This is a genomic window from Bacillus sp. GS3m_15504, assembly GCF_055825275.1.
Map to the genome: position 1 here is coordinate 1,051,271 of NZ_JBVVNL010000001.1, position 14,358 is coordinate 1,065,628.

Genomic DNA, 14,358 nt, shown 5'->3' on the forward strand with positions numbered 1-14,358 from the left:
TCTCTTTTTTTAGTGGATTAAACGTAAGTTCTTCTCAAAAAAAGAATGACACATTCCGCTATTGTCACGCATATGATTAAGTGAATAGTGATTGAGGAGGGTTACGAATGTCCGAATTTAGAGAGATTATTACAAAAGCAGTGGTTGGAAAAGGACGTAAGTATACAAAGTCAACGCATACATGTGAATCGAATAATGAGCCAACAAGTATTTTAGGGTGCTGGGTAATTAACCACTCGTACGAAGCAAGAAAGAATGGAAAACATGTGGAAATTGAAGGTTTCTATGATGTGAACACTTGGTATTCATTTGATGGCAATACAAAGACAGAAGTTGTAACAGAACGTGTGAACTACACGGATGAAGTAAGTATTGGCTATCGTGATAAAAACTTTTCAGGTGATGATTTAGAAATTATTGCTCGTGTCATTCAGCCACCAAATTGTTTAGAAGCTCTTGTATCACCAAATGGTAATAAAATTGTTGTAACGGTAGAACGTGAATTTGTAACAGAAGTAGTTGGTGAAACGAAAATTTGTGTAAGTGTAAATCCGGAAGGTTGTGTAGAATCAGACGAAGATTTCCAAATCGATGATGATGAGTTTGAAGAGTTAGATCCAAACTTTATCGTTGATGCAGAAGAAGAGTAATAGAAAGCTAGGGAGAAGTTCTTCCTAGCTTTTTACTTTACATAAGTGATGCTTGGATGAACATGAATCCTAATGAAATGTGCTATAATGAAGAAAGACTCCTGAAATAGGAGATATGGATGTCCGTGAAATGTGACATATATGAATATAGATTATTATGTAAGAATTATGGAGGAGAAGTATGACGCAATATACCCCTATGATACAGCAATATTTAAAAGTTAAGGCAGACTATCAAGATGCCTTTTTATTTTTCCGCTTAGGTGATTTTTATGAAATGTTCTTTGAGGATGCTGTTAAAGCAGCCCACGAACTTGAAATTACATTAACGAGCCGAGACGGTGGTAGTAGTGAACGTATACCGATGTGCGGTGTACCGTATCATGCGGCTAAAAACTATATTGAACAACTTGTTGAAAAAGGATATAAAGTAGCGGTTTGTGAGCAAGTAGAAGATCCAAAAACAGCTAAAGGTGTAGTGCGCCGTGAAGTCGTACAATTAATTACGCCAGGAACGATGATGGAAGGGCGTACGATTGATGAGAAAGAAAATAACTTCTTAGCCGCATTAACACATTTTGAAGATGGGTCATATGCGTTAGCTTGTAACGATTTAACGACTGGACAAAATACAGTAACGTTATTGACTGGTTCAGTAGAAGATATTTTATTAGAAGTGTATGCAACTGGTTCGAAAGAAATTGTTGTAGATTCTTCCTTTTCAAAAGATGAATTAAACAAGTTAACGGAAACGTTAAAGATGACGATTTCATATGAAGATGCAACGGCAATCCCAGAAGGGTTAGAACATCTTGTGAAAAACGTTTCACAAGCAAAGCTAATTAAAGCAGTTGGGCGCTTATTTAACTATGTAATAAGAACGCAAAAACGTTCATTAGATCATTTACAGCCTGTGGAAATTTATTATACGAATCAATTTATGAAAATTGATGTGCATTCAAAGCGAAATTTAGAGCTAACAGAAACACTTCGAACGAAAGAAAAAACAGGATCTTTACTATGGCTATTAGATAAGACGAAAACGGCTATGGGTGGTCGTATGTTAAAACAGTGGATGGAACGTCCACTTATACAGAAAGAACGAATTGAAGAGCGTTTAGAAATGGTTGAAACGTTTGTAAATGATTACTTCCTACGTGAAGATTTAAAAGAAAAGTTAAAAGAAGTATATGATTTGGAACGTTTAGCAGGGAAAGTTGCATTTGGTAATGTCAATGCAAGGGACTTATTACAGTTAAGACGATCTTTACTGCAAGTACCAGCTATTTTAGAAGCGATTAGTTTGTTAGATAATGCGTATGCAGCGAGATTAATTCAAGGTGCAGATCCGTGTGAGAGTCTAACAGAATTACTAGGAAGAAGTATTCAAGAAAATCCACCGCTTTCGATTAAAGATGGAGATATTATTAAAGATGGTTATAATGACAAGCTTGATCAATATCGCTATGTGAGTAAAAACGGAAAAACGTGGATCGCTGAGCTTGAAAAACGAGAGCGTGATATTACAGGAATTAAATCGTTGAAAATTGGATACAACCGTATTTTCGGTTACTACATTGAAGTAACGAAAGCGAACCTTGGAGCATTACCAGAAGGACGCTATGAGCGTAAACAAACGCTTGCTAATGCGGAACGTTTCATTACAGATGAACTAAAAGAAAAAGAAACATTAATCTTAGAAGCAGAAGAAAAAATTGTACAACTAGAATACGATTTATTTACAGCGCTTCGTGAAGAAGTAAAAGTATTCATTCCGAAATTACAGCATTTAGCGAAAGTAATTAGTGAATTAGACGTACTGCAAAGTTTTGCGACAGTTAGTGAAGAAGAACAGTTTGTAAAACCTGTACTAACAACGAAGCGCGAAATCTTTATTAAAGATGGTCGTCATCCTGTCGTTGAAAAAGTATTGAACGGGAAATTGTATGTACCGAATGATTGTATTATGCCAGAGAATATGGATGTCTTTTTAATTACAGGACCGAACATGTCTGGTAAAAGTACGTATATGAGACAATTAGCACTTGTAACAGTTATGTCGCAAATCGGTTGTTTCGTACCAGCAACAGAAGCAGTATTACCTGTATTTGACCAAATCTTTACGAGAATTGGTGCAGCGGATGATTTAATTTCAGGTCAAAGTACATTTATGGTTGAAATGTTAGAAGCAAAAAACGCAATTGCAAACGCATCAGAAAGAAGTTTAATTTTATTCGATGAAATTGGACGCGGTACATCTACGTATGATGGTATGGCACTTGCACAAGCAATCATTGAACATATTCATGACCAAATTGGTGCGAAAACGTTATTCTCTACGCATTATCATGAATTGACTGTGCTAGAAGACAGTTTAGATCAACTGAAAAATGTACACGTTTCAGCTATTGAAGAGAACGGAAAAGTAGTTTTCCTTCATAAAATTCAAGACGGAGCAGCAGATAAAAGTTACGGAATTCACGTTGCGCAACTTGCGGAGCTTCCAGATAGCTTAATCGCTCGAGCAAAAGAAGTGTTAGCGCAATTAGAAGGACAGGAAGAAATTGTTATTCCAAAGCGTGTAGAAGTGAAAGCGCAAGAGCAAGAAGTAATTCCAGAACCTATAGTTGTAAAAGAGGAACCGATAGAAATAGAAGAAACGAAGGTAGACAATGAAGAAGAATCACAACTATCATTCTTTGGCGCAGAGCAGTCTTCGAAAAAACAAGACAAGCCAGCTCTAGATGCAAAAGAAACGGCAGTGCTGACGCAAATTAAAAAAATTGATTTACTTGATATGACACCTTTAGAAGCGATGAACGAACTGTATCGCTTACAAAAAAAGTTAAAGAAAGGATGAGTAAGTAGATGGGGAAAATTCGCAAACTCGATGACCAACTCTCTAACTTAATTGCGGCAGGGGAAGTAGTAGAGCGCCCTGCCTCAGTCGTAAAAGAACTTGTGGAAAATTCTATCGATGCGAATAGTACATCTATTGAAATCCACTTAGAAGAAGCTGGTTTATCGAAAATTCGCATCATTGATAACGGAGATGGCATTGCAGAAGAAGATTGTATCGTTGCTTTTGAACGACATGCGACGAGCAAAATTAAAGATGAAAATGATCTGTTTCGCATAAGAACACTCGGTTTCCGCGGTGAGGCATTGCCGAGTATTGCCTCAGTTAGTGAATTAGAATTAATCACTAGCACCGGTGATGCACCTGGTACACACCTTATTATTAAAGGTGGAGACATTATAAAGCAGGAGAAAACAGCGAGCCGAAAAGGAACAGATATTACAGTACAAAACTTATTCTTTAATACACCAGCGCGTCTGAAATATATGAAAACCATTCATACAGAGCTTGGGAATATTACAGATATTGTGTATCGTATTGCAATGTCGCATCCAGAAGTATCATTAAAGCTATTTCATAATGAAAAGAAATTGCTTCATACATCAGGAAATGGTGATGTAAGACAAGTACTTGCATCGATTTATAGCATTCAAGTTGCAAAGAAGCTTGTTCCAATTGAAGCTGAATCTTTAGATTTCACAATTAAAGGTTATGTAACATTACCAGAAGTAACGAGAGCATCTCGTAATTATATGTCAACAATCGTAAATGGCCGTTACGTTCGAAATTTTGTATTAATGAAAGCTATTCAGCAAGGATACCATACATTACTGCCAGTCGGACGATATCCAATCGGTTTCTTATCAATTGAAATGGATCCAATGCTTGTTGACGTTAACGTACATCCAGCGAAATTAGAAGTTCGTTTTAGTAAAGAACAAGAATTACTAAAGCTGATTGAAGAAACATTGCAAGCAGCATTCAAAAAAATACAGCTCATTCCAGATGCAGGTGTAACAACGAAGAAAAAAGAAAAAGATGAAAGTGTGCAAGAACAGTTTCAGTTTGAGCATGCGAAGCCGAAAGAACCATCTATGCCGGAGATCGTTTTACCGACGGGCATGGATGAAAAACAAGAAGAACCGCAGGCTGTGAAACAGCCAACACAACTGTGGCAACCGCCGAAGCAAGAATGGCAACCACCACAATCGCTTGTAAGAGAAGAACAAAGTTGGCAACCATCCACTAAACCGATAATTGAAGAGCCAATTCAAGAAGAGAAATCGTGGGACAGTAACGAAGAGGGCTTTGAACTAGAGGAATTAGAAGAAGAAGTTCGGGAAATAAAAGAGATTGAAATGAACGGGAATGACTTACCACCGCTTTATCCAATTGGACAAATGCATGGAACATATATTTTCGCTCAAAATGATAAAGGCTTATATATGATTGACCAGCATGCCGCGCAGGAACGTATTAATTATGAATACTTCCGTGATAAAGTAGGAAGGGTAGCGCAAGAAGTACAAGAACTACTCGTACCATATCGTATTGATTTATCTCTTACTGAATTTTTACGTGTTGAAGAGCAACTAGAAGAACTAAAGAAAGTCGGTCTATTCTTGGAGCAATTCGGCCATCAATCCTTTATCGTTCGCTCGCATCCAACGTGGTTCCCGAAAGGGCAAGAAACAGAAATTATCGATGAAATGATGGAGCAGGTCGTTAAACTAAAAAAAGTTGATATTAAAAAATTACGTGAAGAAGCAGCCATCATGATGAGCTGTAAAGCTTCAATTAAAGCAAATCAATATTTAACGAACGATCAAATATTTGCTTTACTGGAAGAACTTCGTACAACAACAAACCCATACACATGCCCGCACGGAAGACCAATTCTTGTGCATCATTCTACTTATGAGTTGGAGAAGATGTTTAAGAGGGTTATGTAGGGGACATGTTCATAGAGAAAAAATGATGTCTGGTTAGTTTAGTAAAATATAGAGAGAAATAAAAAGGAGCGATAGTAACAAGTCGCTCCTTTTTAGTATATTTCTTTTATAACTATAGTTTGAAATTAGAGATAATCCCAACCTATTTGTACTTTATATGTGCTTTCTCAATTTTTGTAAGGAAAGAGGTTTTTAATTTACAGATTTATCAGAATTATGTAAAGTGTAGATAAAATCATAAAATGGGGTGTTCTTTATGTGTACTAGTTTGACATTAGAGACAAAAAACGGTCAGCATCTTTTTGCAAGAACGATGGACTTCACATTAGATATGAATCAAGAAGTAATAATCATTCCTCGACATTACCAGTGGAATAATATAACGGGTGAAATCATTAATACGAAACATGCTACGGTTGGAATGGGAATTAATCATCAAGGAAGGATCATTATGGCGGACGGAGTAAATGAGGCAGGTATGACATGCGCAACACTCTATTTTCCAGGATTCGCTACTTATAGTCAAAGCATAGATGACAATAAAATGAATTTGGCTCCATTTGATTTTGTAGCTTGGAGTCTTACACAATTCAATTCTGTCAAAGAGTTAAAGAAATCTGTAGATAGCATTACCTTTTTGGATATACCATTACCGGATTTAGGACTTACGCCACCACTACATTGGATTTTAGCGGATAAATGGGGAGATTGCATTGTACTGGAGCCGACAAGTGAAGGATTAAAATTGTATGATAACCCACTAGGAGTGATGACGAATAGTCCGGAGTTTAATTGGCATTTACAAAATTTAAGACAATATATAGGCCTTAAATCGCAGCCATTCGCGCCAACAGAGTGGAGTTATTTACCATTAAGTGCTTTTGGCCAAGGCTCGGGCTCAATGGGACTTCCAGGGGATTTCACCCCGCCATCGAGGTTTGTGCGGGCAGCATATGGCAAACAAAACATTCAAGGTATAGATAGCGAAGAAGAGGGAGTATCAGCCCTTTTTCATATCTTATCAAATTGTGAGGTTCCTAAAGGTGGAGTAATAACAGAAGAAGGTGCATTAGATAATACCATATATACAAGCGTAATGTGTATGGAATCCGGAACATATTATTATCATACTTACGATTGTAGACAAATTATAGCTGTTCATTTATTTCATGAAAATTTAGATACAGATGAGATTAAAGCCTATCCGTTCCAACGGAAACAAAAAATATTTTATGAGAACTAAGTAGCCTTGAAACAACCTTTGGTAAATTTTAGAATATATATAATAGAGCAATAATGCCTATAAAAAGTAGGGATTGGAAGGGATATAAATTCAATCCAATGACTTCTAGAAGGCCCATTAAAGTACTATTAGGTGAAATAAACATGGACGTACTCCATTTATAAATAGTAAAGAACAAAAAAGCGTGGAAAATATCCATACTTTTTTGTTCTTCTATTATCTATGTATAAAAAAGCGCTGTATATCAGCACTTTTTAAAAGTACATGAATTGTATAAAAATATTTATACATTACTAAAAACATAACTATACGCTTATTTATTTTTATTATTATTAATTTTTTCCGTATATAACACCTGTTCTTTATAGTGCTTCTTAATTGGGAAAGTATGTGTACCAGAGCCGTTTTTGAAATTTTTATTGATGGGGTTTTTTAGAGGGATTGTTGTAGTTTCAGTAAATTCATACGGGTAGTTTATTTTAGATTTATCTTCAAACATGAAAATGCCTCCTTTTACGATTTCCTGAATTCTTTACTATAACATGATATGCATATAGATTTTTTTTGGACTAGTTATTTATATAGGTTAATGGAATTTAATTGCGTACTTACTGAAATATTTCAAAGGAAAAGAATGTGAAAAATATATGATAATGATTTCTTTCATTTATTAGTGAAGTGAATTTTGCATATATATTCGATATAAATTGTTTTTATAATATGTTTCATATAGGGTTTTCCTGATAATATAATGCGGGATATTATAGTGTTATTATGTTATTAGGAACATTTAATGCTGTTTCATAACTGAAAGGGAATTGAAAAAAAACTGAAACTTTTCTCATAAAAATTCAATCTTACTTGAAAAATGAAAGGAAAATGAAATTTTCCAAAAGATATTCTTTGTTAAGATAAAAAGCATACATAAATAAAGTGTTGACATATCTTAAAAATGTATTTTCAAGATATAGTGGGGGAAAAGATGAGATTAGAAAAACAATTAATAAAAAAGATGTATTATGAAACATTCCTAATGGAGAATGAAACAAAACCAACTCTTGACGTGCTTGGACAAGCTTATGTAAACGAAGAAAAAAATGAGATTTCTGATGGATCTTATATTCGTTTTGCGCAAGGTGAATTTTATTATCGCCATCAAGATTTTGAAGCAGCTATTTTTAAATGGGAGAAGGTTAGTAATGAATTAGCACCATGGGCACAAAAAAATATTGCAGATGCTTATTTCGAACTGAATCAATTATCAGTTGCTGAAAATGTTTATACTTCCATTACGACTGATAATAAAATATTGATGACTGAAATTAGATTACAACTACTTTCTCTTTACATAGAGCAAAATAATTTTGACTCAGCTTTCGCTGTTATTAAAGAAGCGGTTTCTTTAAATCCGGATTATCCGAATGTCACAAAAATTGCCCGTTCCTTTTATGAGGAACAACAAGATTTTGATAGTGCAGTAGAGCTTGCTGTGAATGAGTTAATTCGAACAGAATCCTATCCGTGGTTTGAGGTGTTAAAAGGATATATCGATAAAGGATTTACTAAACATATTTCACCAGATTATTTTTATGATGCATTAGTTACATTAAATAATGTAGATCAAGTACAATTTACGCAAATGGTTTCATCACTTTGGAACAGTTATAGAAATGAACAAAATTACTTATTATGGCTTAACACAATAAATGAATTTTTCTTACATATTGAAATACATTCGTCCGATATATGGAACAAAATTTCTTCTCTTTACGAAGAAACGTACTTTGCATTAATTCAAGGGCAATATATGCTTAGACAATTACACGATATCATTCCAAATCTGTTAGCAAATTGGTTAAAGGTAGTCAATCCGTCTTATGCTGCATTTCCATCAGCAGCTGTATTGGCGTGGGATGAGATTTTTCCTTCCAAAATAGATTCAGCAAATGTAAAAAATGCGGAAAACTTACTGTCATATTCTATTAATCATGTGAATGGTTTAGAGTACAGTTTACATCTTTTTGAATCTATTACAGATTGGGCACAAAAGCATAATATAGAAATAGGTCAACGATTTAGATGGTTAGTTGACGAACTTGCAGATTTAAGAACAAATCGTATTTTAGTAACAGGAACTTCAGGGAACGGAAAAACTACATTTATCAACTCTATATTAGGAGAAAATATATTAGAAAAATCAATTTCAAATGTAGTAGTTTTAAAAAATGATGCTCAAACAGAAATTAACGCCATAACAGATGCTGCAATTACAACAACGGAAGATATCTCTGATTATCATAATATGATGTCTCAGCACCATCAAACGTATAGAGATAGAGCATGTGTTGAATTTAAATTACCATGTAGATTTTTAAATGAAAATAAACTTACATTTGTAGTTACACCTGGATTTAATAGGAATAATGACACTAGGGATGAGGTATTTGAATATCTAAATTCTGTGGATGAATTATTGTTTGTACTGAATGCGGATTCACCGTTTACTGATAAAGAGCGTGATATTTTATTAAGCATTCAAGAACATACACCAAATTTACAAATTCATTTCTTATTAAATAAAATCGATAACATTTACAGTGAAGCAGAAGTGAAAAGAGTATTACAAGATACGGCAGCGAGAATAAACACATATTTCCCGCAATCGAGAATTTTTCCTTATTCTTCGTTATATACAAGTAGTCAACAATTAAATGAGTTAACTGAGTTTATTCATTTTAACTTTAATCATAAAAATATTGATACAGAACGTACTGAAAAGCTATTGTTCTTCATCCGAAAAACAATTACATATCTTTTAGATAAACGTGTTGAAAAAGAAAACAATCTCGTGGATGCTATTAAGTGGAATGAAGATATGCTAGTGAAACTAAACGGTAGTATTAATAATCTTACTGCATTTGAGAGGGAGAAAATTCATTTCATTACACAGTCATATCGTACAATGAAAACGGAAATTACAAATGATCTTACTGAAAATATACCGAAGATATTACAGAGTTGTTCTGACTTAATGAGTGAAGAAAGTGATTTCGGTCATATGGATACGGAACTAAATAAAGCAATGAATGAAAGAGTGCATAAATATTTAGAACAAACTGTATTACCTCATCTTGCTCTTTCTATGCAAAATTGGATTGCAACTTCTCATAATGAGCTCCTTCAAAGTCAGTCTTACTTAGAAGAACTTAGTGAAGGACTTAATTCTTTATTTGGAGAAAATCGAATCCAGTTAGAATGTGACTTTAAAGTGCTTGACGATTGGCGCAGAGATACTGACAGAATGACGACTAGCATACAAATGGGTGAAGTAAATGTTTTACGTCGATTTACGCCAGCGCAATTTTTACTGAAAAGTGCCGGTAAATTATTTGGAGTTCTTCCTAAGAATAAAACTATGCTGTATAACAAATACAAACAGCATGTAGAAAATGAAGATTATACCGAGGTAACGGATTCTATTATGAAGAAATTTTTCTTGCAATTTGAGCTATTTGAAAACACACAAGAGCGAGATATTCATATATTCTTTAGGAATCCATTTAACTGTTTGAAACAAACTGTAGAAAATATGCAATTAGAAATACAAGAAAAACAAGAGCTGTTACATAAGATGAAATCAAATCCTGAAGTCTATCATGATTCTATCATGCTCTTTGAATTGAGATTACGTCAATGTGAAGTGATTTTACATATAGGTGATGATCATACTTATACAGATGTAAGTTTAGAGACAAGCGTAGAATAAAAGTGAAATATATGAAACTGCATCATGTATTAGAAGAGAATAAAAGGGAGCAACTCATTACAGTTGCTCCCTTTTCATATTTACATTATTTTTCAGTTTCTTTAATTTTAGTTTGTACTTCACCAGTTTTAATCTTATTACTTTCTGAGAAACGTAATAAATCGCCTTCAATAATTTTGTCAGACATTCGTAATTCATTTTGCGCACGCTTAATGAGTGCTTGTGCTTCATTTTTTGGTAAATCTACAATTTCACCTGTTATGCGGTCATAGAAAATATTGTTTTTGTATGCATACTTGTCTGTAATAAAGCTACCATCACGTAAAACAACAAAACCAGTATATTCATTTGAAAACATATCATGACCAAAACGAATATCGTTCGTAGTATCAATCCCAAGTAAATTTAGAATAGTAGGTTTTATATCAATTTGTCCTGTAGGCTTTGAAATCGTTTCACCTTCTGTTTGGCCAGGCATATGAATATATAAAGGTGTGCGTTGTAAATTCAGAGTATCAAATTCGGTTATTTGATCTTTTTCTAAAAACTGTGCCATTGCACGATTATGTTTTTCAGAAATGCCATAATGATCACCATATAAAACAATAATAGAATCATCATACATTCCCTCAGCTTTTAAACGCTCAATAAATTTTTTAATGGATTCGTCTAAGTAACGTGCTGTTACGATATAACGATCAAACACGCCATTACCAGAGTCATATGGTTCAATGAATTTAGTATCTTCATCATACGTAAATGGATAATGGTTTGTTAAAGTAAGGAAACGAGCGTAAAATGGTTGATCACCAGTTTTTAATATATCTACTGATTGATCAAAGTACTCGATATCTTTTAAGCCCCAATTTAAATTTGTTTCAGGCGTAATTTTGTAATCAAGTTCATTATAGTAACGATCATAACCGAGAGCAGAGTACATAATGTTACGATTCCAAAATGTTGCATTATTCGCATGGAATACAGAAGTGAAATAACCTTGCTGACGTAAAATTTCTGGCGTCGCAGTATAATCATTGTTACCGTGTGTGAAAAATACAGCTCCTCGATTTAATGGATATAACGACGTATCGATTAGAAATTCAGAATCGGATGTTTTTCCTTGCCCAGTTTGGTGGAAAAAGTTATCAAAGTAATAGCTTTCATTTATGAATTCATTCAAAAATGGTGTAACTTCTTCTCCGTTAACTTTTGCGCCTATTAAAAAGGTTTGCAAGGATTCAAGAGTAACGACAATTACGTTTTTTCCTTTCGCTGCACCAAACATATTAGGATTCGGTTCACTTTGGTTTGCCTTTACGTAGTTTTCTGTTTCTTGTAATTTGCTACTATCAGCAAGTGCCTTTTGTGATCCTGCTTTTACTTGCAGTGTTAAATCATAAACTTGATGCGTGTATAGTCCTAAATTTTTAACAAGCATGACCCGGTCAAACGATCTCGTTAATAGTTCAGGTCGTTCTTTTTCTGCAAGATGTAGATTTGCAAAAAATACACCAACCGTTAAGAGGAAATATACGAAGCGTGCCGGATGCGTTACACGTCCTGTTTGAAAGACTAGTGCTTTCTTCTTTAATAAAATAAAGAAAAAAATAATGTCTACGAATGCGAGTATAATTTTGTAGTTCAATATTTCTATAATACTACCGCCTAGTTGGCCAAAGTTTGATGTTTGTCCAAGTACTGGTAACGTAACGAAATCACTATAAAAATCATAGAACATTACATTTCCAACAAGTATGATTGTTAATAAAAAATTAATACATAGCGCGATATAATTTCTTTTTTCACCGGTTGCAAATAATGCTAATCCGACAAAAGCTAATGATGCAGCGAGCGGGCTAATAAACAAAATAAGCTCTTGTGTAGAAGATTCAATTTTTAAATCAAAACTGAATCTTGTAATAAGATATGTTTTTAACCATACTGCTAAAGCAATTATTAAAACAAAGCTTATATTTTGCATTTGTAAATTGATTTTATTTTTCATTTTTACACCTTCTTTATACAATTTATTTAACTTGTGTTATATATTATATTTTTATAACTATTAGAGTGTAATAAAACATTTAGCCAATGGTTTCTAAAGATAATAATATGAAGTATTCATATACGTACAATGGGAAATTTTAAAGCATAAATCTATTTTTTAGAACAGAGCAGAAAAAGTCATAGTTGTAGTAAAAAATACTTATAGACATCCTAACATATTAAACACTATGATGATGTTACAAAATATCGAACAAATGAAAGGTGAAATGAATAGAGGCTTGTAAAACGATTGACATTCAATTTATTAGAATTGAATGTCAATCGTTTTACATACATAGTTATGTTACATGTGTATCTCATAAAATCCCGATTTTTTACGGGGTAGTCGTTAGCGGGGGAAGGATAAGGTACATAAATAAAGCGTTGTGAAATTTAAAATATTTAATTGGTGTCTTAATGAAAGAATTTAAATCATAGATAAATATTTTCCAACATACAACCCACTTGCAGCAGCTTGAGATAAGGAATGAGTGACGCCTGAACAATCTCCGACTAAAAATAGCCCATGTATACTTGTTTCAAAATGGTTATTGAGTTTTATCGTAGGAGTATAAAACTTTCCGTCAATTCCATATAATAAAGTATTTGTATCGATCGGTTCTTGGATAAATTGTTCTAAGCGTAACAAAAATTCTTTAAGTCCTTCAATATATAAGGGAGGAATTTCTGTATTTAAATCTCCATAATCTCCTTGTAGTGTAGGCTGTATACGGTTATGTTTCATGTTGTTCGCTGTTGTAGGTTCTTTTTTTAGTAAGTCCTCTAAGCGCTGTATAATAATTCGATCTTGTCCTTGGTTAATGTTTTTAATAATTGAGCTTGCATACAGATTTGCTTCTTTGAGAGTTGGAAAATAGCGCGGGATAAACAAAGTGAAATTTAAGTTAGGTGTGCCAGTTCCTTTCTCTCGAAAATTTTGACCGTCAGGCATAACTAAACCTTCTTCGTACTTTCTAATAATGCGTCCTTTTGGATTCATGCAGTACGTAGTTGCTGTGAAATCTTCATACTCATAAGAAAGTTTCGTCTCAAATGTATCTTTTAATATAGAACGTAATTGGTGTTCTTTCATCTCTACTCGAATACCTAAATCTACACGAGTTTGTTCTTGAGAAATATTTAGAGAAGTACACATTTCTTTTAACCAGTCTGCTCCGGAACGCCCAGTTGCAAATACTAGTTGTTTAGATTGAACTGTTTCTTCATTTGTCTCTATTGTAAAATGATCTTTCTGTTTCATAATATGTTGCACATCTATATGAAATTGTATATTTATTTTCGTAAGTAAAAATTCATAGAGTTGCTGAAAAATGTCACTTGAAAGTGTAGTACCAAGATGCCGTACTTCTGTTGTTAGCATTTGCAAACCACAAGCTTCAGCTCTCTTATTGAGAGTTGGATTTTCTGTAGAATATTTTGAAACAGAGCTTCCTCCGAACTGACATAGAATTTCATCTACTTCAGCCATAAGTTGTTTAAAGCCTTCTTTGCCGACTTTTTGCTCAAGTTCTCCGCCAAATCCGTTTGTATAATTAAATTTCCCTTCAGATTTTCCTAGCCCGCCAAACCCAAAATATTTATCACATGTAGTACAAGTACACACTTTTCCTTCGTCTAAAGGACAATGGCGATCTTCTAGCGCTTTCCCTTTATCCAGAATTAAAACCTTTTTGTTACTGTTAGCTAGTAAATAAGCCATAAAAATGCTACTTACTCCAGCGCCTATAATTGTAACATCATACATATTCTTTCACCTGCTAACGAATAGTTTGTTTTTTATTTTTCTAGTGTATAACAATTTTATGAAGTTAAGAAATAGC

8 protein-coding genes are annotated in these 14,358 nt (G+C 33.7%); 5 read left to right on the forward strand and 3 right to left on the reverse strand.

Annotation, left to right across the window (positions count from 1 at the left end; genetic code table 11):
- The first annotated feature begins 107 nt into the window (after positions 1-107).
- The 4 genes from cotE (at position 108) to AC0L0O_RS05740 (ending at position 6,705) form a co-directional block, all read left to right on the forward strand.
- Entirely contained in the window at positions 108-650 is a 543-nt protein-coding gene (gene cotE, locus AC0L0O_RS05725; RefSeq protein ID WP_001288800.1) for an outer spore coat protein CotE, read from the forward strand.
- 181 nt (positions 651-831) lie between these two features.
- Positions 832-3,510 (forward strand): DNA mismatch repair protein MutS, encoded by a 2,679-nt coding sequence (gene mutS, locus AC0L0O_RS05730; RefSeq protein WP_000196009.1) that lies wholly within the window; start codon positions 832-834, stop codon positions 3,508-3,510.
- Between the two features lie 8 nt (positions 3,511-3,518).
- Positions 3,519-5,462: a DNA mismatch repair endonuclease MutL gene (gene mutL, locus AC0L0O_RS05735; protein ID WP_000516475.1), complete on the forward strand. Its 1,944-nt coding sequence runs from the start codon at positions 3,519-3,521 to the stop codon at positions 5,460-5,462.
- A 256-nt stretch (positions 5,463-5,718) separates the two neighbouring features.
- Positions 5,719-6,705, forward strand: a complete 987-nt coding sequence (locus AC0L0O_RS05740) for a choloylglycine hydrolase family protein (RefSeq protein WP_473785654.1) — start codon at positions 5,719-5,721, stop codon at positions 6,703-6,705.
- Between the two features lie 313 nt (positions 6,706-7,018).
- On the opposite strand, the gene AC0L0O_RS05745 is transcribed toward AC0L0O_RS05740, so the two are convergent.
- The gene (locus tag AC0L0O_RS05745) at positions 7,019-7,204 is read right to left on the reverse strand and encodes a hypothetical protein (protein WP_000461128.1); all 186 of its coding nucleotides are present in this window, start codon (positions 7,202-7,204) and stop codon (positions 7,019-7,021) included.
- A gap of 453 nt (positions 7,205-7,657) precedes the next feature.
- Here AC0L0O_RS05745 and AC0L0O_RS05750 point away from each other — a divergent pair, with 453 nt between their 5' ends.
- A complete protein-coding gene (locus tag AC0L0O_RS05750) occupies positions 7,658-10,471 on the forward strand; it encodes a dynamin family protein (protein ID WP_473785655.1) in 2,814 nt (937 codons plus the stop codon).
- An 85-nt stretch (positions 10,472-10,556) separates the two neighbouring features.
- On the opposite strand, the gene AC0L0O_RS05755 is transcribed toward AC0L0O_RS05750, so the two are convergent.
- Positions 10,557-12,476 (reverse strand): LTA synthase family protein, encoded by a 1,920-nt coding sequence (locus AC0L0O_RS05755; protein WP_473785656.1) that lies wholly within the window; start codon positions 12,474-12,476, stop codon positions 10,557-10,559.
- A 468-nt stretch (positions 12,477-12,944) separates the two neighbouring features.
- Positions 12,945-14,282, reverse strand: a complete 1,338-nt coding sequence (locus AC0L0O_RS05760; protein ID WP_473785657.1) for an NAD(P)/FAD-dependent oxidoreductase — start codon at positions 14,280-14,282, stop codon at positions 12,945-12,947.
- Positions 14,283-14,358: the final 76 nt, after the last annotated feature.